Origin of the sequence: unidentified bacterial endosymbiont, assembly GCF_918797525.1 — a bacterium.
Classification (GTDB): domain Bacteria; phylum Pseudomonadota; class Gammaproteobacteria; order Enterobacterales; family Enterobacteriaceae; genus Enterobacter.
Map to the genome: position 1 here is coordinate 1,088,671 of NZ_OU963893.1, position 22,720 is coordinate 1,111,390.

The 22,720-nt window shown below is 54.6% G+C and carries 17 protein-coding genes and 3 pseudogenes; 10 read left to right on the forward strand and 10 right to left on the reverse strand.

All coding sequences use genetic code 11. The features are described from left to right. Positions 1-4: 4 nt before the first annotated feature. Genes NL510_RS05220 through NL510_RS05235 form a run of 4 tightly spaced genes read right to left on the reverse strand, consistent with a single transcriptional unit; the run spans position 5 to position 4,230 of the window. Positions 5-1,291, reverse strand: coding sequence for an ABC transporter substrate-binding protein (locus tag NL510_RS05220; RefSeq protein ID WP_253382188.1), 1,287 nt, complete (start codon positions 1,289-1,291; stop codon positions 5-7). Between the two features lie 13 nt (positions 1,292-1,304). Next, a complete protein-coding gene (locus tag NL510_RS05225; RefSeq protein ID WP_253382190.1) occupies positions 1,305-2,432 on the reverse strand; it encodes an ABC transporter ATP-binding protein in 1,128 nt (375 codons plus the stop codon). Positions 2,433-2,444: 12 nt separating this feature from the next. Further along, positions 2,445-3,347 carry a carbohydrate ABC transporter permease gene (locus NL510_RS05230; protein WP_253382193.1) on the reverse strand — a complete coding sequence of 301 codons (903 nt, stop codon included), beginning with the start codon at positions 3,345-3,347 and terminating at the stop codon, positions 2,445-2,447. Then, positions 3,340-4,230, reverse strand: coding sequence for a carbohydrate ABC transporter permease (locus tag NL510_RS05235; protein ID WP_253382195.1), 891 nt, complete (start codon positions 4,228-4,230; stop codon positions 3,340-3,342). Before NL510_RS05235 ends, NL510_RS05230 begins: the two co-directional genes overlap by 8 nt. Before the next feature lie 541 nt (positions 4,231-4,771). Here NL510_RS05235 and wzz(fepE) point away from each other — a divergent pair. Further along, positions 4,772-5,896: an LPS O-antigen length regulator Wzz(fepE) gene (gene wzz(fepE) / locus NL510_RS05240; RefSeq protein WP_253382197.1), complete on the forward strand. Its 1,125-nt coding sequence runs from the start codon at positions 4,772-4,774 to the stop codon at positions 5,894-5,896. A gap of 42 nt (positions 5,897-5,938) precedes the next feature. Here the strand turns inward: wzz(fepE) and NL510_RS05245 are convergent, their stop codons facing one another. Beyond that, complete coding sequence (locus NL510_RS05245) at positions 5,939-6,262, reverse strand: cupin domain-containing protein (protein ID WP_253382199.1); 324 nt, start codon at positions 6,260-6,262, stop codon at positions 5,939-5,941. Positions 6,263-6,398: 136 nt separating this feature from the next. Between NL510_RS05245 and NL510_RS05250 the strand changes: the two genes are divergently transcribed. After that, a complete protein-coding gene (locus NL510_RS05250; RefSeq protein WP_253384760.1) occupies positions 6,399-7,091 on the forward strand; it encodes an aspartate/glutamate racemase in 693 nt (230 codons plus the stop codon). On the opposite strand, the gene NL510_RS05255 is transcribed toward NL510_RS05250, so the two are convergent. Further along, positions 7,086-8,012, reverse strand: a complete 927-nt coding sequence (locus tag NL510_RS05255) for a LysR family transcriptional regulator (protein WP_253382201.1) — start codon at positions 8,010-8,012, stop codon at positions 7,086-7,088. The genes NL510_RS05250 and NL510_RS05255 overlap by 6 nt on opposite strands. Positions 8,013-8,133: 121 nt before the next feature. On the opposite strand from NL510_RS05255, the gene lysA reads away from it, so the two are divergent. Continuing rightward, positions 8,134-9,396 (forward strand): diaminopimelate decarboxylase, encoded by a 1,263-nt coding sequence (lysA, locus tag NL510_RS05260; RefSeq protein ID WP_253382203.1) that lies wholly within the window; start codon positions 8,134-8,136, stop codon positions 9,394-9,396. Here lysA and NL510_RS05265 read toward each other — a convergent pair. Continuing rightward, on the reverse strand, positions 9,366-10,403 hold the full coding sequence (locus NL510_RS05265) for a LacI family DNA-binding transcriptional regulator (protein ID WP_253382205.1): 1,038 nt from the start codon (positions 10,401-10,403) through the stop codon (positions 9,366-9,368). The genes lysA and NL510_RS05265 overlap by 31 nt on opposite strands. Positions 10,404-10,702: 299 nt before the next feature. Between NL510_RS05265 and NL510_RS05270 the strand changes: the two are divergent. Next, a pseudogene (locus NL510_RS05270) lies at positions 10,703-11,578 on the forward strand (PTS transporter subunit EIIC); the annotation flags it as partial. Positions 11,579-11,730: 152 nt separating this feature from the next. Here NL510_RS05270 and NL510_RS05275 read toward each other — a convergent pair. Beyond that, complete coding sequence (locus tag NL510_RS05275) at positions 11,731-12,945, reverse strand: IS91 family transposase (RefSeq protein WP_301308567.1); 1,215 nt, start codon at positions 12,943-12,945, stop codon at positions 11,731-11,733. A gap of 8 nt (positions 12,946-12,953) precedes the next feature. Continuing rightward, positions 12,954-13,373, reverse strand: coding sequence for a hypothetical protein (locus NL510_RS05280; RefSeq protein ID WP_253378013.1), 420 nt, complete (start codon positions 13,371-13,373; stop codon positions 12,954-12,956). Positions 13,374-13,484: 111 nt separating this feature from the next. On the opposite strand from NL510_RS05280, the pseudogene NL510_RS05285 reads away from it, so the two are divergent. From NL510_RS05285 to NL510_RS05295, 3 genes and pseudogenes are all read left to right on the forward strand, one after another. Next, a pseudogene (locus NL510_RS05285) lies at positions 13,485-13,937 on the forward strand (PTS transporter subunit EIIC); the annotation flags it as partial. A gap of 7 nt (positions 13,938-13,944) precedes the next feature. After that, a complete protein-coding gene (locus NL510_RS05290; protein WP_253382207.1) occupies positions 13,945-15,372 on the forward strand; it encodes a glycoside hydrolase family 1 protein in 1,428 nt (475 codons plus the stop codon). 77 nt (positions 15,373-15,449) lie between these two features. Next, a pseudogene (locus NL510_RS05295) lies at positions 15,450-16,224 on the forward strand (GntR family transcriptional regulator). An 11-nt stretch (positions 16,225-16,235) separates the two neighbouring features. Here NL510_RS05295 and galR read toward each other — a convergent pair. Continuing rightward, positions 16,236-17,252: an HTH-type transcriptional regulator GalR gene (gene galR, locus NL510_RS05300; protein ID WP_253382209.1), complete on the reverse strand. Its 1,017-nt coding sequence runs from the start codon at positions 17,250-17,252 to the stop codon at positions 16,236-16,238. A 626-nt stretch (positions 17,253-17,878) separates the two neighbouring features. Here galR and aas point away from each other — a divergent pair. The 3 genes from aas (at position 17,879) to NL510_RS05315 (ending at position 22,652) form a co-directional block, all read left to right on the forward strand. Continuing rightward, on the forward strand, positions 17,879-20,038 hold the full coding sequence (gene aas / locus NL510_RS05305; RefSeq protein ID WP_253382211.1) for a bifunctional acyl-ACP--phospholipid O-acyltransferase/long-chain-fatty-acid--ACP ligase: 2,160 nt from the start codon (positions 17,879-17,881) through the stop codon (positions 20,036-20,038). Further along, positions 20,031-21,224 (forward strand): lysophospholipid transporter LplT, encoded by a 1,194-nt coding sequence (gene lplT, locus NL510_RS05310; protein ID WP_253382214.1) that lies wholly within the window; start codon positions 20,031-20,033, stop codon positions 21,222-21,224. The genes aas and lplT overlap by 8 nt, the downstream gene beginning before the upstream one ends. A 141-nt stretch (positions 21,225-21,365) precedes the next feature. Beyond that, entirely contained in the window at positions 21,366-22,652 is a 1,287-nt protein-coding gene (locus NL510_RS05315; protein ID WP_253382216.1) for an IS4 family transposase, read from the forward strand. The last annotated feature ends 68 nt before the right edge of the window (positions 22,653-22,720 follow it).

Below are 22,720 nucleotides of genomic sequence, written 5' to 3' on the forward strand. Positions count from 1 at the left end.
AGGGTTAGCGCATGGCGCGCTTCAATATACGCTCAGCCTGGCGCTGGAAGTCAACCGCAGCCTCTTCCACGGTTTTCTGACCATAGTCGATGTACTGCAAAGAGGTGCCGAACTGAGCCACAATCTGCGGATCGTCGAAATATGGCGAGACGGAGAGTTTTGCTGGCAAAGACTGCGCCAGACGCAGGCCCGCTACCGACGGATCGTTCTCTTTAATCGTACCGTCTTGCGTCAGGAACTGTACCGCCGCTTTGCTCAGCGGTACGCCGCGCTCCAGACCCAGTGAATCGACACCCTCTTTGCTGTTCAGCAGAAAGTTAATCAGCCTGGCGGCGGCTTCCGGGTTTTTGGTCGATTTACCAATCGACAGCATTTGTGCAGGCTTGAAGAACAGACCCGCATCGGTAGCGCCTGGCAACATCGGGTAGTTACCCAGTTCCAGTTTCGCCGGTGGCTTAAGGTTGTCAGAATATTTATTGATGGTGGAATTCCACATGTAAGTGCCGCCCCATTCGCCCTGGATCCACGGCTTCATCTCATACATGTTGCTTTTGCCAAATGATGCATAGTATTTGGTGTCAGGCATAACGTGGCTATCCACCAGCTTTTTGTAAGTCTGGAAGAACTCCACCCACTGCGCTTTACTGTAGGCGAATTTTTTGCTCTTTTCGTCTACGGCAGGGATGTTGTACTTCTGAATCATGTACGAGTTCAGCAGCGCCAGCGTATCCTGGTGTTCCAGAACCACCGGATAATACTGTTTGCCGAGCTTGCTTTCGAACGTCTTGCCCGCAGCCATTAGCTCGTCCCAGGTTTTCGGGTATTCGATGCCCGCTTTTATCCAGGTCTCGTCGTTGAAGTAGAAGACGCGCGCGGTCACGGAGATCGGAATGCCGTTCAGCTTGCCGTTAACGGTAGTGGATTGCAGCTCTTTTGCATCGAACTGAGTCAGGTCGATCACGTCCTTCATTTTATTCAAATCGTAGAAGCCATCACCGGTTTTCGAGAAGATGGGCAGCCAGTTCCAGTTGGTCTGCATCACGTCTGGCTCAGTACCGCCCGCAATCTGGGTGGTCAGGCGAGAGAGATGACCATCCCAGCCGGTATATTCCGCCTTCACGTTGATATCAGGATTCTGCTTATGGAACTCTTCCAATGCTTTCAGCGTCACCTGGTGACGACCGTTACCGCCCCACCAGGACATACGTAAATCAACATTTTGCGCCATCGATGGCAAAGCGGTGAGGCTAAGGGTCGCGGAGATTGCTGCGCTTAAGAGCACTTTTTTCATTTTTATAACTCCATCAAAGAGAGAGGTTCTGTTCGGTTTTAGCGTCAAAAATATGACACTTGTTCATTTCAAACTTAAAATACACCTTACGGTGAAGACCTTTATCAATCATGGGTTTAGCTTCATCAGAAGGGATTCGGGCAGTCAGTTCGTAGTCCGCCACTTTCAGGTACACAAAGAATTCGTGGCCCATGTTCTCAACGCGTACCATCTCGCCGCTGCAACCGCCGTCCTGGAATGGCTCGTCGGAGAGCGAGACGAACTCCGGGCGTATGCCATAGAAGACCTCCTGGCCCGCGTAAGCAGAGACTTTCTCCTGCTTCTCTGCGTTTAGCGGCATGCTTTCAGAGCCGATGGCGATATGCAGTTGTCCCGCGTTTTCCACCAGTCGGCATCGACGAATATTCATCTCCGGCGCCCCGATAAAGCCTGCCACAAACATATTCTTTGGCTTGTGGTAAAGGTTGTCCGGGGTATCCACCTGCATAATGTGGCCCAGCTTCATCACGCAGATACGATCACCCATGGTCATCGCTTCGGTCTGGTCATGGGTCACGTACACGGTCGTGGCCGGTTTGCCGGATTTTTTAAGCTGCTTGTGCAGGTCAGAAATACGGATCCGCATCGAGGCGCGCAGCTTGGCGTCGAGGTTCGATAAGGGTTCATCGAACAGGAACACGTCCGGTTTTTTCACAATAGCGCGGCCAACGGCCACACGCTGCGCCTGACCGCCGGAAAGCTGGCGTGGCAAACGATCGAGCAGCTCGTCCAGCTCCAGTATTTTGGCCGCTTCGTTTACCTGCGCATCGATTTGAGCCTTCGGCAGCTTGCTCAGCTTCAGGCCGAACGCCAGGTTCTCGCGCACGGTCATGTGGGGATAAAGCGCATAGTTCTGGAACACCATCGCAATCCCGCGCTCTTTCGGCGCGAGGTTGTTCACGATCTTTTCGCCGATACGCACTTCGCCGCCACTAATGGTTTCCAGACCGGCCAGCATGCGCAGGGTGGTTGATTTGGCGCAGCCGGATGGTCCGACGATCACCATAAATTCCCCTTCCGCAATCTTAAGGTCAATAGCATGTACCGCTTTGAAGCCGTTGGAGTACACTTTTTCCAGTTTGTTAAAGATAACTTCAGCCATGATGATTCCCTCTTAACCTTTAATTCCGCTGCTGGTGACGCCCTGCACGAAGTAGCGCTGCGCCAGGAAGAAGACAATGATAGATGGCAGAATAGAGATACTCGCCATTGCCAGAATTTCGTTCCACGGCGCCCCTTCGGTGACGTCGATGGACATTTTCAGCGCCAGTGCAATCGGGTACTTATCAACGCTGTAGACGTAGATCAGCGGCCCGATAAAGTCGTTCATCGACCACATGAACTGAAACAGGGCGACGGAGATGATGGCCGGCTTCAGAATCGGCACCACCACGTACCACAGCACCTGGAAGGAGTTACAGCCGTCAATTTGCGCCGCCTCTTCCATGTCACGCGGTACGCCGCGCAGGAACTGAATCAACATGAAGACGAAGAACCCCTGGGTGGCAAAGGCCAGCGGCAGGTACAGCGGCATATAGCTGTTCAGCATGCCCATTTCACGGAACATCAGGTACTGAGGAATCAGCAGTACGGTGCTCGGCAGCAGCATGGTGGTGATGAGCGTGGCGAACCAGAACTTCTTCCACGGGATCTCGAAGCGGGCAAAGCCGTACGCCACGATGGTGGAGGAGATAATGGTCAGAATCACTTTCGGAATCACATACTTAAAGGTGTTCAGCATGTAATGGCCAAAGTTATACTCGGTTCCCGTTTTCCAGCCGTTTACAAAGCCATCCCACGTCGCATGTGCAGGCCACAGGCTCAGGGTGGTGAAGATCTCATGGTTCGGTTTGAACGACGCCGAAAACATCCACACCAGCGGGTAGAGCATCAGCAGGCCGACAAACAGCAGGATCACATAACGAACGGTGGCGTTAATTTTCTCTTTGCGCAGGGTACGCGCCACTTCACGCTCGGCGATGCTTCTCGCCGTGGAAAGTTGTTGGATATCAGCCATTTTTGCCTCCTTTATCGGCGGAGTAGAACACCCAGTATTTCGAAGACTTAAAGGCGATACCGGCAAAGACCGCGACCACCAGGAACAAGATCCAGGCAAGCGCTGCGCCATAACCCATGTCGAAGTATTTAAACGCGGTGTCGTAGATATAGAGCGAGAACAGGTAGGTGGAGTAGGTTGGCCCGCCGCCGGTTATCACGTAGGGTCCGGTAAACTCCTGGAACGCCTGGGTGGTTTGCATAATGAAGTTGAAGAAGATCACTGGCGTAATCAGCGGCACGGTAACTTTGGTGAACATTTGCCATTTGGATGCGCCATCGATCATCGCCGCTTCATACTGCGATTGCGGAACGTTCTGCAGCGCCGCCAGGAAGATAACCATCGCGGAACCGAACTGCCAGACGCGCAGCAGGGTCACCGACATCAGCGCCAGTGATGGCTCACCCAGCCAGTTCACCGGATCAAAACCCAGCACCCCAATAAAGCTATTAAGCAGGCCATCAATAGCAAACAGCGCGCGCCATAAAACGGCAATCGCGACAGAGCTACCGAGGATTGAGGGAATATAGTAGGCAGTTCGGAAAAATCCGATGCCGCGTAATTTAAAGTTCAGTACAAACGCAATCCCTAAAGCAAATGCGAGCTTTAAGGGAATAGTTAAAAATACGTAGGCAAAGGTCACGCCCATTGATTTCCAGAAGAGCGTGTCCTCGGTAAACATGTAGCGATAGTTTTCGATGCCGTTAAACACCGGCGGGCTCATCAAATCGTAATCCGTGAAGCTGAGGAAAAACGAGGAGACGAAGGGGAAAGCCGTAAAGAGTATCAACCCAATAATGTAGGGTGATATCCACGCTAACCCCAGCAGCTTGTTTTCATTCATACATACCTACCTGGCAATCAATGGTTTAAAACGGAATCTGCTTTTGTAACGATTTCTCAGGCCAACTACCGCGGCGTGAGAAAGCGTGTTCGGTGTAAAGCGTGTCAGTGTTTCTCCATTTCACTTTGTTTTATAACGCTTTTTCAGAGATGTTCCTGTTGCGAGCTGATAGATTTTCAGAAAAGGCGAACCACTACTCTTCAATACTAAAACATCGTTTTATTTTATTTTATTGCTATTTATTTCTGCGTCATTCGCTTAATGATGGAAATGTGATCGCTGTCGAAACGCTGTTTCAATAAAGTGAAGGGTGTGGCATTTTTGACGTTGCCGGGAGGTTTTTTTCAGCGGGAAAATGACGGGATGGAAGGTTAAGTAGAAGATTATTAATAATGTAATTGTCACTATACTCACTACTAATTCTGATAGTTGTACCAGGTTGGACCAATCTCACGTTCAGATAATTCTTACTTTCTTGTATCATCACACCACCAGAACCCATCAGGCAGCACGTTACTGCTCCCTCTTAAGAAGAATGGTTATGTCAGCAATGGATTTTAAAAACAACAGGAACCTCGATTTTCCCCGTTACACCTCAGCCGCTGTAAGCACGAAAGAGATCGACCTTCTGGGATTACTGGGCGTCCTGCTGGCGGCGAAAAAACGCATCTTCACCATTGCGTTTGTCTTCGCACTGGTTGGCCTGACCATCGCTTTCCTGTTGCCGCAGAAATGGACCAGTAAAGCGGTGATCACCGCGGCTGAACAAACGCAATGGAACCCGTTGCGCCAGATGATGGTCACGTTGCAGGTACTTGATGTGGATGCAAAGGTCACGCGTCCTGAGGTATTTAACCTGTTTATTAAAAAATTTCAGTCGCAGTCGCTGCTGGAAGAGTATATACAACGCTCTCCTTACGTGATGTTGCAGCTTGAAAACGCCGAGGTAGACCCCCTTGAGTTGCACCGCGCCGTGGTCAATATCTCAGAAAAAATGAAAGCCACGGACAACACTCAGGCGAAAGACGCGGATAAATCGCCTTATACCTCCTGGACATTGAGCTTCACCGCGCCAACGGCAGAGGATGCGCAAAACGTGCTTGAGGGTTATGTCGACTATATCTCCGGTCTCGTTGAGAAGGAGACGATGGAGAATATTCGTAACCAGATTATCCTGAAAACCAAGGTGGTAGAGCAGCAGTTGGCGCTGGATCGTGTGCGGCTCATTAACGCGCACAACACTAATCTGCAGCGTCTTAACTATTCGCTGGAAGTGGCCAACGCGGCGGGCATTAAGAAGCCGGTCTACAGTAACGGGCAGGCCGTAAAAGATGATCCGGATTACTCCGTCTCGCTCGGTGCTGACGGCATTGCGCAGAAGCTGGAGATAGAAAAGAATCTTAAGGACGTTTCTGAGCTAAACGCCGATTTCCAGAACCGCGAATACTCTCTGGCACAGCTAAAAAAACTGTCCGTGGGCGACGTTAAAGTTGAGCCCTTTAAATACCAGCTTTCACCATCGATGCCGGTGAAAAAAGACGGCCCTGGCAAAGCGCTGATTGTTCTGCTGGCGGCTATTCTTGGCGGCCTGTTTGCCTGCACAGGTGTCCTGCTGCGTGAAGCGATGCTTGCCCGTCTTCCCCTGCCTGAACCGGTGACAGAATAAGCGGGTTGAGACTCAAAGGGCGCTGAAAACAGCGCCCTGGTTTTATTTGAGGAAGTCTTCCCGCACTGGCGTAAAGGTGTCCAGCAGGGTGCCGGGTTTAAGACACACGCAGCCGTGTATCACGTGCGGCGCTTTGTAGAGCGTGTCCCCGGCGGTGACGACATGCTTTTCATCACCAATGGTAAATTCAAACTCGCCGGACAGGATGTAGGTTAATTGTTCATGCGGGTGGTTATGCATTGGGCCAATGGCACCTTGCTCAAAATTCACTTCAACCGCCATCATCTTACCGTCGTGCGCCAGAATACGGCGGGTCACGCCATTGCCCAGATCGTCAAGCGTGGTCTCTTTATGAAAAATAAACATATTGTCTTCCTGTAATTAAGTGAAACGTTGTTTCATTTAATTTATATCACTCAGGGTAAAAAAGAAACGACGAGACAAAGAACTGGAAACACGATCACAAGTTTGCTTCACTGGGATAAACACGTAAGGAGAGATGATGAAAACGATTGGGCTGTTAGGCGGAATGAGCTGGGAATCGACAATTCCCTACTATCGCCTGATTAATGAAGGGGTAAAACAGCGTCTCGGTGGCCTGCACTCCGCCAGCCTGCTCCTGCACAGCGTGGATTTCCATAAAATCGAAGCCTGTCAGTCGAGCGGAGAGTGGGATAAAGCCGGAGAGATCCTCGCCCAGGCGGCGCTTGGGCTGGAACGTGCGGGGGCGCAAGGCATTCTGCTGTGTACCAATACCATGCATAACGTCGCTTCCCATATCGAGGCGCGCTGCGCGCTGCCGTTTCTGCATATTGCCGATGCGACCGGGCGTGCCATCTTTGCATCGGCAATGACGCACGTGGCATTGCTGGGCACGCGCTACACCATGGAGCAGGACTTTTATCGCGGACGGTTAAGCCGTGAGTTTGGTATCGAAAGCCTGATCCCGGACGAGGCTGACCGGACGCGCATCAATCAGATCATTTTCGATGAGCTCTGTCTGGGAACCTTCAGTGAATCTTCCCGGGCGTACTACGTCAGCGTGATTGAGAAACTCGCGCAGCAGGGAGCACAAGGGGTGATCTTCGGCTGTACGGAGATCGGCTTGCTGGTCCCCGTCGAGCGCAGCCCGATACCGGTATTCGATACCGCAGCCATCCACGCCGCCGATGCCGTAGCGTTTATGCTGTCATGAGGCGCTCTGAAGGTTTGATAAACGAAGCGCGACCCGGTGCGCGTGGGCAAGTAAGTGTTCGGTGAAAGCCTCCACCAGCGCTGATGCCGGGCGGTGCAGCGGGCGGATCAGGCTCACGGTGAAGGGGATGGATACGCTAAACGGGCGGATCACAATATCCCTTCCGGCATAATCCAGCGCGGTGAGCGGGTTGACAATCGCCACCCCCACCCCGGCGCGTACCATCGCACAAATTGACGCGGCGCTGTGCGTTTCAACCACCATGCGCCTTTTCACCTGATGCTCGGCAAAAAGTGTATCCAGCAGTTGCCTGTAGCTGTCGGTTTGCGACAGGCTAATATAGTTTTCAGCATGGAAATCCGCAGGGGTGAGCACCTCTTTGCAGGCAAGCGGATGCCCGGTGGGTAACACGCACACTTCATCCAGTGAAAGCAACTCCGTACGTAACGTTCCCGCCGGGGTGGCGAGGGTTTCAGTCAATCCCAGATCGTGGCGCTGCGCCGAAAGCCACTCTTCGAGCAGCGGTGACTCCTGCGGGACGATGGTGAGGTTGACTTGCGGGTAACGGGCCAGAAAAGGCTGCAGTAGCATCGGCAGGAACGACTGTGAAAACACCGGCAGGCAGACAATGGACAGCTCACCCTGACGAAACTCCCGCAGACTCTCCGCCGCGCTGACAATTCTCTCCAGCCCATACCAGGAACGCTGCACTTCTTCAAACAGGCGCAACCCTTGTACCGTTGGGTGCAGCCGTCCGCGCGCGCGTTCAAACAGCTTCAGCCCCAGCACCTTTTCAAAGCGTGCCAGTTCGCGGCTTACCGTCGGCTGTGACGTATGCAGCATTTGCGCGGCTTCGGTGAGATTGCCGGTAGTCATCACGGCGTGAAAAATCTCGATATGGCGGAGGTTAACGGCGGGCATAGGGCACCAGGGAAAGAAACGTTGTTCATATCATTTTTGCATAGACTTACGATAAAACGATATTTTTTATTCTCTTCGCACTGTGGCGTAATCATGAAAACGCCTTTACCCGGAGAAAACGATGCCGCGCCCGCTGAACCAGACCGAGACGGATTTAAATGCCGACAACCTGCTGCGCCTGCCTGCCGAATTTGGCTGTCCGGTATGGGTCTACGACGCCCAGATTATTTGCGAGAAGATTGCCGCGCTGCATCAGTTCGACGTGGTACGTTTTGCCCAGAAGGCGTGCTCCAATATTCATATCCTGCGCCTGATGCGTGACCAGGGCGTAAAGGTTGACTCCGTTTCGCTGGGCGAAATCGAGCGTGCGCTGGCGGCGGGATTTGATCCAACTACCGACAGCGACGCGATTGTGTTCACCGCCGATCTGATCGACGAGGCAACCCTCGCCCGCGTTCATGAGCTGCGGATCCCGGTCAATGCCGGTTCTATTGATATGGTCGAACAACTGGGGCAGGTTTCACCGGGTCACCGCGTCTGGCTGCGCGTGAACCCCGGGTTTGGACACGGGCATAGCCAAAAAACCAATACCGGCGGAGAGAACAGCAAGCACGGGATCTGGTACAGCGATCTGCCTGCGGCGCTGGACGTGCTTCAGCGTTATAACCTCGAGCTGGTGGGCATTCATATGCATATCGGCTCCGGCGTCGACTACGGTCACCTTGAGCAGGTTTGCGGCGCGATGGTGCGCCAGGTTGTTGAGTTTGGCCAGGATCTGCAGGCGATCTCCGCCGGGGGGGGACTTTCCATTCCCTATCGCGAAGGTGAGGAGGCGATCGACACCGATCACTATTACGGGCTGTGGAACGCCGCGCGCGACAAAATCGCCGCTCATCTTGGGCATCCCGTAAAACTGGAGATTGAACCGGGCCGTTTCCTGGTAGCGGAATCCGGCGTGCTGGTATCGCAGGTGCGCAGCGTGAAGGCAATGGGATCGCGCCATTTTGTCCTGATTGACGCCGGTTTCAATGACCTGATGCGTCCGTCCATGTATGGCAGCTATCACCACATTACCGCCCTGGCTGCCGATGGCCGCGATTTAACTCAGGCGCCGCGCGTGGAGACGGTCGTCGCGGGGCCGCTGTGTGAATCCGGCGACGTGTTTACCCAGCAGGAAGGGGGCAAGGTAGAAACCCGCCCGCTGCCTGAAGTAAAACCGGGAGATTACCTGGTGCTACACGATACCGGCGCGTACGGCGCGTCTATGTCCTCTAACTACAATAGCCGTCCGCTGCTGCCGGAAGTACTGTTTGATGGTGGCGTGGCGCGGCTTATCCGCCGTCGCCAAACCATTCAGGAACTGCTGGCTCTGGAATGCTTTTGAGTAAAGTACGGCCCCGTGGTCACCGAGTCGCGTAACACCAGCGTGCCGGTAAAGGGCGGGATCGCTTTCACTGGCTGGTTGTTGGCCAGCCGGATCGCCTGATCGATGGCCGTAACGATCATATTGTCGATCGGCAGATAAACCGACGATAACGCAGGCTCCAGCCATTTTGCGCTGGGGGCATCGTCAAAGCCAAACAGCGAGATATCCTGCGGGATCTTAAGCCCGGCCTGGTGTAATGCTTTGGACGCGCCCAGCGCCATATCGTCGTTACAGGCAAACAGCGCGCTAAAAGTGACCCCCTCGGTAATCAACTCTTTGCACAGCTCATAGCCGCGCGTCATACCCGCATCGCCATATTTTACCCAACGCTCGTCCAGGCGAATGCCGTGTTTTTCCAGCGCTTTCCGGTAGCCCATCAGGCGCGCTTTTCCGGTTGGCGTATGAATTGGCACAGTGATGCAGGCAATCTCCCGGTGGCCCTGAGTTATCAGATAATTCACGGCTTTAAAAGCGGCATCCTGTTGTTCGAAAAAAACGCAGCGATCGGCCGCCAGGCTGACTTCACGGTTGATCACCACCAGCGGGGTTTGCACGGCGTTCATCAACTTGATGATCGCTTTTTCACTCATGTAGCGGGTGTACAGCACGATGGCATCGCATTTGCGATCGGCCAACATTTGCACCGCCTGCTCTTCCTGCTCCGGCGCGTCGTGACCATCGGTCACAATCAATTGCTTGCCGTGCGTTTCGGTCTGCCGCGAGGCCTGCTGCAGAAGGCGACCAAAATAAAACCCGTCAAAGGTAGAAACCACCAGACCAATGCTGTTGCTGGTCTGGTTGGCAAGCGAACGCGCAAGAAAGTTAGGCCGATAGCCCAGCTCTTCCATCGCAGCGAATACCTGCTGGCGCGTGCTCTCTTTAACCTGACCCGTACCGTTCAGCACGCGCGATACCGTGGCCTTCGACACGCCCGCACGCAATGAGACATCCAGCATTGTTGCCATTAGACATTCCTGATTCCACGTAATCTCTGCAGTTTAACACAGACCATAGGGCGCATAAGCGATGCGGGGAGAGCAAAACTCCCTTCACGATCACGCTTTTTGGTAAGGATCCTCAGACCTGAAATAAACGACCGGAAGTGGTATGCCAAAATGGTTAAAAATCACAATCTGGAATACCTCTGGCGGCGTTGAGAGCTTAATCACAGAACCATAGCCTGCATAACGCTATTTTTGGTATGCCAATAGTATCCGGCTGTACACCTTATTTAATAAAAGCCCTTTTACTGAGGTATTACCCTATGGCATTACAGGAAAAACTGATCGACGCTCTGGGCAGTTTCGCCACTAAATTCAACAGCTATCGCTACATCATGGCGATAAAGTCTGCCTTCATTACTTTAATGCCGGTCATCATCGTTGGGGCATTTTCAGTACTGATCTCCAACATGGTGCTGGATCCGAAAAACGGCCTGGCGAGCTTTCAGTCGCTGTCGTTTCTCGCCGCGCTAAAACCGATTACCAGCGCCTTAAACTACGCCACCCTTAACTTCCTCAACATCGGTGCGGTATTTTTGATTGGCGTTGAGCTGGGGCGCATCAACGGCATTAAATCGCTGTTCCCGGGCCTGCTGGCGGTGATTTGCTTTATCTGCGTCACCCCCACTACCGTGGAAATGCTGGTGGACGGTGAGATGCACGTAGTGAAAGACGTGCTGCTGCGTCAGTTCTCCGATACCCGCAGCCTGTTCCTTGGCATGTTTATCGCCATCCTTTCCGTTGAAGTCTATTGCTGGCTGGAAAACCGCAAAGGGTTAAAAATCAGGATGCCGGATACCGTACCGCCTAACGTGGCGGCCTCGTTTTCTGCGCTGATCCCGGCCATTATCACCACCACCGCCATTGCGACCTTTGGTTTTGTGTTCCATCAACTTACCGGCATGTACCTCTACGACGCCGTTTACCAGGTGGTGCAACAGCCGCTGGAACGTGTGGTGCAAAGCCTGCCGGGGATCCTGCTGCTGATGTTTGTTGCCCAGCTGTTCTGGGTCATTGGGATCCACGGCAACCAGATGATCAAACCGATCCGCGAGCCGCTGCTGCTGGGGGCCATCACCGTTAACATGAGCGCGTTTGAGCAGGGCAAAGAGGTGCCGAATATTATCACCATGCCGTTCATGGTTAGGAAAATGAATCATCGTTTTAAAAAATTTCCTGACCATGAACAGCAGTGTCTGCAATGCAGTAATGATGTGCCATCGGGAATGTTATGGCCATAAAATGGCTCTTTCGGCGCGTTTTTAACCTGAAAGCCGTTTTTCAGATGCACTTATCCCGCAGTCTGTTCCTGAAGCCATCGTTTCCGGTCGATTTTATGCTGCCTTTCTGCCACTAACTCCGTGGCGTGCCTCCCGGCCTGAGCGCTGACAAAGCGCAGCCGGGTCCCGCACAGAAGGCATTTGTACGGATCCGTGCGCAGAAATTCTTTCATCAGCGCGGCGAAGCCGGGCTGTTCCGGTTTTTTCCGCGCTTCCATCCCCAGGGCTGCATACACCTTCGGCAGCAAGGTGCCCCGTTTACGGTTAGACAGGAAGCCGTAGTAACGCACCATCTTAAAATGCTTCTCCGGGATATGACTGATATAGCGTCCGATCATCTCCTCCTGGGTCAGCGTCTGCTGCCGGTACTGCTGCGTACGATGGTCGTAATAGTGGTGCACCACCGCGCCGGCGCTGTAGTGCCTGAGCTTCGCCGCCGATACCGGCGGGCGCTTCAGGTAGCGCCCGAGGTATTTGACGCTTCGCCATGCGCCTTTTGTTTTCTTCGCAAAGTGAACCTTCCATCGGCGTCCGTACTGCGCCTGCAGATACCGCTGCCACTGAGTTTTATCGCGGATATGGCCCAGCCCCGGCAGGCTGCCGGGATTAATCAGGTCATAACTGTGGCGCAGCAGCCGGATGACGGCTCCGCGCCAGATTTCCTCCACGGCATGCTTCTTAAAGAAGAGGTCGCGCCATACGCCGTGTTTAATATCAAGCCCGCCGCGGGTAACGGAGAGGTGGATGTGCGGATGCTGGTTAAGTTGTCTGCCGTACGTATGCAGGGCGCAGAAGATACCGACCTCCACGCCCTGTTTGCGGGTCCACCGGAGTATGGCCCGGGTGGCTGCCCGGAACAGTGCATTGAGAAGGGGCCAGTTGCTGTTGAAGAAGGGCCACAGCAGGTGGGGCATGGTGAAGGTGATGTGCTGCCAGTCACAGTCGGGCAGAATATGCTGTTGCTCTGTAATCCACTGTTCCGTGGCTTTATGTCCACACGAGCTGCAGCCTTTTGATTTACAGGTCTGGCAGAAGAAGCGGGAATGTGTACAGTCCGGGGAGGCGCAGCAGTATCGCTTCACCCCCATGGCAGCAGTGCCGCAGGCGAGCATGCGCTCGACACAGAGAACGGTCCACGGGCTGAGGGTGTCACCGTGTTTATCCATATACCTGTTCCAGCCGTCATCAGTGGTGAACAGCAGCTTTGCGGGGCGCGGGATATACATGCGGCGGATTATCGCTCTGCAGTGGCACCGGTATGATAGTGCCAGTCGTCACAGTCATCGGCCCAGTTGTCGGTGTGTTTATCCCACGGTGCGAAGGTCACCGGTAGCATGCCGGATTCTGTGGCGAGAATAAACACATCGGCTGGCATGGACTCAATGACGACATCGCCGTCGGGTGAGTCAGGCGGCTCAAAGCCGCGGATGATACAGACGAGAGGCGGGTCGAAGTGTGTATCGAGGAAAAACTGCGGCCCCAGGTGGACACAGTGACGAATGGCATCCTGCGGTGTGTCGTAAAAAAACTCGTCGGGGTCATCATGGTCGCTTTCCGGGGGCAGGGAGACGAGGAAACGCTTCGGATAATCAGGGCGTGAGAGTCGGGACGAGGGCGTGGGTTTACGCTTTCGGGGGGCTTTGCTGCGGGCCATACCAATGACTTCCTGAGAAAATTAACATGCCGCAGAGTATAAAGCCGGACTCAGGACATGCAAACCATCGGAATCGCGAAGCGATGACGCTCGCCCTGTAAGGGCGCTACGTTCTGGGATGTGTATATGAGCATCGGCGGCTCCGGTCTGACTATCGGCCTGCTGATCGCGGTGATGATTGCGACCAAACGCAAAGAGATGAGAGAGATAGCCAAGCTTTCCATCGGCCCGGGGCTGTTTAACATCAACGAGCCGGTGATTTTCGGTATGCCAATCATGCTCAACCCGATCCTCGCCATTCCTTTCATTATCACGCCGCTGGTCACCGGCTCGATTGGTTACTTTGCCACGGTAACGGGGTTTGCCGGTAAAGCCGTTGTCATGGTGCCATGGACCACGCCGCCGCTGATTAACGCCTGGCTCTCGACGGCGGGTTCAATGGGGGCGGTTATCACCCAGCTAATCTGCATCGTGACGGCGGTACTTATTTACCTGCCGTTTGTGAAGATCGCGTCACGCCGTGCAGAGCAGGCTGCGCTGCAACACGCCACCGACAACGCATGAGGATCTGATGAGCATAAAACAGATTACGATACCGCAGGATTTCATTCTGGGCGCGGCCGCATCGGCCTGGCAGACCGAGGGCTGGAGCGGCAAGAAAACAGGGCAGGATTCATGGATCGATCTCTGGTACAAAAACGATCGCCACGTCTGGCATAACGGCTATGGCCCGGCGGTGGCGACCGATTTTATCAACCGCTTCCGTGAGGATGTCGCCCTGATGAAGCAGGCCGGGCTAACGCACTACCGCACCTCAATCAACTGGTCGCGCTTTTTGACCAACTATGAAAACGCGACGGTGGACGAAGAGTACGCGGCCTTTTATGACGCCCTGTTTGATGAAATGCACCGCCAGGGCATCGAACCGATGATCTGTCTGGAGCATTATGAGCTGCCGGGCGTGCTGCTGGAAACGTATGGCGGCTGGGCGTCTAAGCATGTTGTCGAGCTGTTCGTGCACTATGCGGAAAAAGTATTTGAACGCTACCACGGCGCCGTCACACGCTGGTTTACCTTCAACGAGCCGATTGTGGTGCAGACCCGCGTCTACCTTGATGCGCTGCGCTGGCCGTATGAGCAGGATACCCATAAATGGATGCAGTGGAACCATCATAAGGTGCTGGCGACGGCAAAGGTGGTAAAATTGTTTCATGAGAAAGGGTATCAGGGCACGGTGGGCTGCATCCTGAACCCGGAGGTGACCTACCCGCGCTCGCGTGCGCCGCACGACGTGAAGGCGCATGAGATCTACGATCTGTTCTTTAACCGCGTCTTTCTCGATCCGCTGGTTCACGGCCACTATCCCCAGGCGCTCTTTACCCTGCTGGAGCAGCACCAGGTCGAATGGGACTACACGGCGCAAGAGCTGGCTCTGATTGCCGAAAACACCGTTGACGAACTGGGCATTAACCTCTATTACCCGCACCGGGTCAAAGCGCCTTCGCGCGCCTGGCACCCGCAGACGCCTTTCCACCCGGCGTACTACTACGAGCCGTTCGAGCTGCCGGGACGACGGATGAACACCTCCCGCGGATGGGAAATCTACCCGCGCATAATCTACGACATGGCGATGCGGATAAAAAACGACTACCGCAACATCGACTGGTTCGTGGCAGAAAGCGGAATGGGGGTCGAGAACGAAGCGCAGTTTCGTAATCGTGACGGTATCATTGAAGACACGTATCGTATTGATTTTATTAGTGAGCATCTCTATTACGCGCTGCTGGCGCGCGAGGACGGGGCCAACTGCCACGGCTACATGCTGTGGGCCTTTACCGACAACGTTTCGCCAATGAACGCCTTTAAAAATCGCTACGGGCTGATCGAGATCGATCTGGCCGACAATCGCGCCCGGCGACCTAAAAAATCGGCATCCTGGTTCAGGCAACTGCGCGATGAGCGTGTGCTTACCCTCAGCGTTGACGATGAATGGAAATGAGCCTTCTGGTAAAATAGCGCACAAACTGGCCGGGAGGACGCCCGGCCTGCGCATTCACTGAAAAAACAGGTGGTCACGTGGATAAGGCTGTCATCCTGCCGGAAAAAAAAACAGTATCAGGAAATTGGCGAGGATTTACGGGCGCAAATTATCCAGGGACATTATCCCGTTGGGTCGCGCCTGCCTCCTGAGCGCAACATTGCCGAGACCTACGGCGTGAGCCGTACCATCGTGCGCGAGGCGTTGCTGATGCTTGAACTGCAGGGCACGGTAGATATCCGCCAGGGTTCCGGCGTTTATGTCATGCGCATCCCGCAAGAGCATGAAAACGAAGAAGAGCGTTTTCTCAATAGCGACGTGGGTCCGTTCGAAATTTTGCAGGCGCGCCAGTTGCTTGAAAGCAACATTGCCGCCTTTGCCGCCAAAATGGCGACGCGCGCCGATATCGACAACCTGCGCCGCATCATTGAGCAGGAGCAGCGGGCGATTGCCGCCGATGATAACAGCCAGGACAACAGCAAGATGTTCCACCTGGTGCTTGCGGGCGCAACGCAAAACCAGATGCTGCTGGCGAACGTCGAAAGTATCTGGCATCACATGGACAGCAGCCCACTGTGGCAGCAGTTCAACGTGCACATTGCCAGCCGCGCGTATCGCCTGAAATGGCTTGGCGACCGGCAAACCATCCTTGCCGCACTGCGTCGTCGCGACGTCATGGGAGCCTGGCAGGCGATGTTCCAGCATCTGGAAAATGTGAAAAAGAGTCTGCTTGAGTTATCCGATGAAGATGCGCCAGACTTTGACGGTTATCTCTTTGAGTCGGTACCGATTTTCCAGGGCAAGCTGATGTAAAGACGCTTGCGCTACTTGCCCGCTGTTTCAGACAGCGGTGAGACGGAGTGACGGCGCACCAGGGTTGGACTGAACAGGTGCGTGATATCCGGCGGCTGGCGTTTATCAGCCAGCGCTAACGCCAGTTCCGCGGCCTGTGCGGCCATGGTAATAATCGGGTAACGCACGGTGGTCAGGCGAGGGCGCACATAGCGGGAGATCAGCACATCATCGAAGCCAATCAGCGAAATCTCGCCCGGAACCTCAACGCCGTTGTCGTTTAATACCCCCAGCGCGCCTGCCGCCATCGAGTCGTTGTAGCTGGCCACCGCCGTAAAATTGCGCCCACGTCCTAACAGTTCGGTCATCGCCTGTTCGCCGCCGCTTTCGTCCGGCTCGCCGTAAGCCACCAGCCGGTCGTTACAGGGCAGGCCGTTTTCACGCAGGGCATCGTAATAACCCTGCAGGCGATCCTCGGCGTCGGAAATGGGGTGGTTTGAGCAGAGATAGCCAATGCGGGTATGGCCCTGCTGGATCAAATGGCGAGTTGCAAGCCAGGCGCCGTAGCGGTCGTCAAGCGCCACGCAGCGTTTTTCAAAACCGGCAATAATTCGGTTGATGATGACCATCCCGGGGATCTGCTTCATCAGATGAATCAGGTCTTCATCGGGGATCATTTTGGCGTGGACTACCAGGGCGGCGCAGCGGTGGCGGATCAGCTGTTCAATGGCCTGGCGCTCTTTTTGTTCATTATGATAGCCATTGCCGATCAGCAAAAAATTGCCGGTCTGATAAGAAACCTGTTCAACCGCTTTTACCATGGCGCCAAAAAACGGATCCGAGACATCGCCCACCACCAGCCCGATAGTGTCTGTCGACTGCTGGGCAAGCGCACGCGCGTTGGCATTGGGGTGATAGTTCAGGGTTTCCATGGCGCTTTGTACTGACTGACGTGAGGCATCACTGGCTTTTGGGGAGTCGTTAATGACGCGCGAGACGGTCGCAACGGAAACACCTGCCAGACGAGCCACATCCTTTATTGTCGCCATTAAATACCTTCTTAGTGGGGGTAAGCGGTTACACACTAACTAGTGTTGCGGAAAAGCCGCGTGCATTCAAGGGGCGCCGGGCCGCTCAATCGACAAACGTGACGCAGAACAACCCTGTCAGTGTAATCGTTACACGGGCAGTGATGTCAAACGAAAGCCATTTTGAACCTTTAGTTACACTTTGCCTCAGGCTGTTGCGATTGTCTGATAGCGAGAAGATAAGAGGGATTGTTAGAGTCGAGATCCCAGAGGTATTGATAGGTGGAATCAGCTCCGGTTGATTAACACGATTTACACCAGCCTGCGTTTATTCGCAGGTTTTTTTTTTGCCTCTCCATTCGACCTGTAACAGTGCGAGAGAATATTCATACCTGGTTGCACTTAGGCTCATTCCCTTGCGTTTTACCGCTGGCGCAGACTGGAGTAAATAGCCACAATCAAGATCCCAGAGGTATTGATTGGTGAGAATTCTTAGTACGGATTCGTACTCATCTCTTGCACCAGCCTGCGCGGATGCGCAGGTTTTTTTTCGTCCCTAATTTGCTGTCGCCCCCTAACCACTTCTCGTGTAATCTGCCACCCTTAATACCCGTGACCCTTCACACCGGCTGGCAAAGGGAGTTGAAATGCTTTTTGGGTTCTTCCGCACACTGTTTCGTATCCTCTTTCGTATCCGCATAACGGGTGATGCCCGGGCGCTTTACGGCGAACGCGTGCTCATCACGCCTAATCATGTTTCCTTTATTGACGGCATTTTGCTGGCGCTGTTCTTGCCCGTGCGACCCGTGTTCGCGGTCTACAGCTCCATCAGTCAAAAATGGTACATGCGCTGGCTGGCACCGCTGATTGATTTTGTGCCGCTTGACCCCACAAAGCCGATGATGATTAAACATCTGGTGCGCCTGATTGAGCAGGGTCGTCCGGTGGTTATTTTCCCTGAAGGACGTATTTCGGTAAGCGGTTCGTTGATGAAAATCTACGACGGGGCCGGATTTGTGGCGGCGAAGTCAAAAGCCACCGTGGTGCCGCTACGTATTGATGGGGCAGAACTGACCCATTTCAGCCGACTGAAAGGGCTGGTGAAGCAGCGCCTGTTCCCGAAAATTACTCTACATATTCTGCCGCCGACATCGATACCGATGCCGGAAGCACCCCGGGCGCGTGATCGGCGTAAAATGGCCGGGGAAATGCTGCATCAGATTATGATGGAAGCGCGCATGGCCGTGCGCCCGCGTGAAACGCTGTATGAGTCTCTGCTGTCGGCGCAATACCGTTATGGCGCGAAGAAACACTGCATTGAAGACATCAACTTTACGCCCGATACCTACCGCAAGCTGCTGACTAAAACGCTGTTTGTCGGCCGTATCCTTGAGAAATACAGTAAGCAGGGTGAAAAAATCGGCCTGATGCTGCCAAACGCCGGTATTAGCGCGGCGGTAATATTCGGTGCCGTTTCTCGTGGCCGTATACCGGCGATGATGAACTACACGGCAGGCGTCAAAGGGCTGTCCAGCGCCATCACCGCGGCGCAAATTAATACCGTCTTTACCTCTCGTCAGTTCCTTGATAAAGGCAAACTCTGGCATCTGCCGGAGCAACTAACCCAGGTGCGCTGGGTGTTCCTGGAAGATCTAAAAGCGGACGTGACGACGCCCGACAAGCTATGGATTTTCGCTCACCTGCTGGTCCCACATCTGGCGCAGGTGAAACAGCAGCCGGAAGATGATGCCATTATCCTCTTTACTTCGGGTTCCGAAGGTAATCCGAAAGGGGTTGTCCACAGCCACAAGAGCATCCTGGCGAACGTTGAGCAGATCAAAACCATAGCCGACTTTACGGCGAACGATCGTTTTATGTCGGCGCTACCGCTGTTCCACTCTTTCGGGCTGACCGTCGGGCTTTTCACGCCGCTGTTGACCGGGGCTGAAGTGTTCTTGTATCCAAGCCCGCTGCACTATCGCATTGTGCCGGAGCTGGTCTATGACCGTAACTGCACCGTGCTGTTCGGTACGTCAACCTTCCTCGGCAACTATGCCCGCTTTGCCCATCCGTATGATTTCTTCCGCCTGCGCTATGTGGTGGCAGGGGCGGAAAAACTGCAGGACAGCACGCGCCAGATTTGGCAGGACAAGTTCGGCCTGCGCATTCTGGAAGGGTATGGCGTCACCGAATGTGCGCCGGTGGTCTCTATCAACGTGCCGATGGCGGCGAAACCGGGAACGGTTGGGCGAATTTTACCGGGGATGGATGCGCGTTTGCTGGCCGTGCCCGGCATTGAGGACGGCGGCCGCCTGCAGCTGAAAGGACCAAACGTGATGAACGGTTATCTGCGCGTCGAAAACCCGGGCGTGCTTGAAGTGCCAACGGCGGAAAACGTCAATGGCGAGCTTGAAACCGGCTGGTACGATACCGGTGACATTGTCCGCTTCGACGAGCAGGGGTTCGTGAAAATCCAGGGACGTGCAAAACGCTTCGCCAAAATTGCAGGCGAGATGGTCTCTCTGGAGAGGGTGGAACTGCTGGCGACGGCGGTCTCTGCCGACAAACTTCATGCGACGGTAGTCAAGTGCGATGCCAGTAAAGGTGAGGCGCTGGTGCTCTTCACCACCGACGGCGAACTTAAGCGCGACGCGTTGCTGAAATATGCGCGTGAACACGGCATTCCTGAGCTTGCGGTACCGCGCGATATTCGCTATCTCAAACAGCTTCCGGTGTTGGGGAGCGGTAAGCCCGATTTCGTGACCCTGAAAGGCATGGTTGAAGAGGCAGAGCAGCATAATGCGTGAGTCAGTACACACTAACACTTCGCTCTGCTCGAAGGGCATGCTGGCGGTCATTGCCGCCCAGTTCCTCTCTGCCTTTGGTGATAATGCGCTGCTGTTCGCTACCCTGGCACTGCTAAAAGCCGAGTTTTATCCGGACTGGAGCCAGCCGATCCTGCAGATGGTGTTTGTGGGGGCTTACATTATTTTTGCGCCTTTCGTCGGACAGGTGGCGGACAGTTTCCCAAAAGGCCGGGTGATGATGTTTGCTAACGGTCTGAAGCTTTTAGGGGCGGCCAGTATCTGCTTCGGGATCAATCCGTTTATCGGCTACACGCTGGTGGGCGTTGGCGCGGCGGCCTACTCGCCTGCCAAGTACGGCATCCTTGGCGAGCTGACCACGGGCGATAAACTGGTGAAAGCCAATGGTTTGATGGAGTCATCCACCATTGCGGCCATTTTGCTTGGGTCCGTTGCCGGTGGCGTATTGGCCGACTGGAACGTGCTGGCGGCTCTGGGCGTTTGTGCGGTGGTGTACGGTGGCGCGGTTGTTGCTAACCTGTTCATCCCCAAACTACCGGTGGCGCGTCCGGGGCAATCCTGGCGCTTTACCCCGATGACCAGCAGCTTCTTTAACGCCTGCCGTGTGCTGTGGCGTAACGGGGAAACGCGCTTTTCACTGATGGGCACCAGCCTGTTCTGGGGCGCAGGCGTCACGCTGCGATTCCTGCTGGTGCTGTGGGTGCCGGTGGCGCTGGGGATCACGGACAATGCCACGCCAACCTACCTCAATGCGATGGTGGCCATCGGGATTGTTGTTGGGGCTGGCGCGGCGGCAAAACTGGTGACGCTAGAGACCGTCGCGCGCTGTATGCCTGCGGGTATTTTGATTGGCGTTGGCGTCCTGTTCTTTTCGCTGCAGCACGCGTTATTACCCGCCTATGCGCTGCTGATCCTGATAGGCCTTCTGGGTGGTTTCTTTGTGGTCCCGCTGAATGCACTCCTGCAGGCGCGCGGCAAGCATACCGTTGGAGCGGGAAATGCCATTGCCGTGCAAAACCTCGGCGAAAACATGGCAATGCTGTTAATGCTGGGGCTTTACTCGCTGGCGGTAAAAGTGGGTGTGCCAGTGGTGGGCGTTGGCGTTGGGTTTGGCGCGTTGTTTGCGTTGGCGATTACGGGACTGTGGGTCTGGCTGCGTCGTCGTTGACACCCGACCGGCTTCCACGGCAGAGGGCACAAACCTTAAAAACGGCAACTTCGGTTGTAATGCCGATCAGTTAAGGATCGGTTGACCGATCCAGTGGCTGTGTAAGAATCCGGAAATGCTCACCCGTTTCCGGATTTTTTTATGCACATTGGACAGGCTCTTGATCTGGTATCCCGTTACGATCCCCTGCGTAACCCTCTGACTTCTCTGGGCGACTATCTGGACCCGGAACTTATTTCCCGCTGTCTTGAGGAATCCGGCACCGTCACCCTGCGCAAGCGCCGCCTGCCGCTGGAAATGATGGTCTGGTGCATTGTCGGCATGGCACTCGAATGTAAAGAACCCCTCCATCAGATCGTCAATCGTCTGGACATCATGCTGCCGGGCAGCCGTCCCTTCGTGGCGCCCAGCGCCGTGATCCAGGCACGACAGCGTCCGGGAAGCGAAGCCGTCCGCCGCGTGTTCACGCAAACAGCGCAGCGCTGGCATAACGCCACGCCGCACCCGAACTGGTGTGGCCTGACCCTGCTGGCTATCGATGGTGTGTTCTGGCGCACACCGGACACACCAGAGAACGATGCCGCCTTCCCCCTCCAGACGCATGGCGGAAACCCGGCACTCTACCCGCAGGTCAAAATGGTCTGCCAGATGGAGCTGACCAGCCATCTGCTGACGGCAGCGGCCTTCGGCACGATGAAAAACAGTGAAAATGAGCTTGCCGGGCAACTTATAGAACAAACCGGCGATAACACCCTGACGTTAATGGATAAAGGATATTACTCACTGGGGCTGTTAAACGCCTGGAGCCAGGCGGGAGAGCACCGGCACTGGATGATCCCCCTCAGAAAGGGAGCGCAGTACGAAGAGGTCAGAAAACTGGGCAAAGGCGATCATCTGGTCACGCTGAAAACCAGCCCACAGGCACGAAAAAAGTGGCCGGGTCTGGGAAATGAGATGACAGCCCGCCTGCTGACCGTGACGCGCAAAGGAAAGGTCTGTCACCTGCTGACGTCAATGACGGATGCCATGCGTTACCCGGGGGGAGAAATGGCAGACCTGTACAGCCATCGATGGGAGATCGAACTGGGATACAGGGAGATAAAACAGACGATGCAACTGAGCAGGCTGACGCTGAGAAGTAAAAAGCCGGAGCTTGTGGAGCAGGAACTGTGGGGCGTCTTGCTGGCTTATAATCTGGTGAGATATCAGATGATTAAGATGGCGGGACATCTGAAAGGATACTGGCCGAATCAGCTGAGCTTCTCAGAATCATGCGGAATGGTAATGAGAATGCTGATGACTCTGCAGGGCGCTTCACCGGGGCGAATCCCGGAGCTGATGCGTGATCTTGAAAGTATGGGGCAGCTGGTAAAATTACCGACAAGAAGGGAAAGGGCCTTCCCGAGAGTGGTAAAGGAAAGGCCCTGAAGATACCTCACAGCCCCGAAAAAGGGCCAGCCAGTGTCTTAACTGACTGGCATTACAACGCAGGTTGC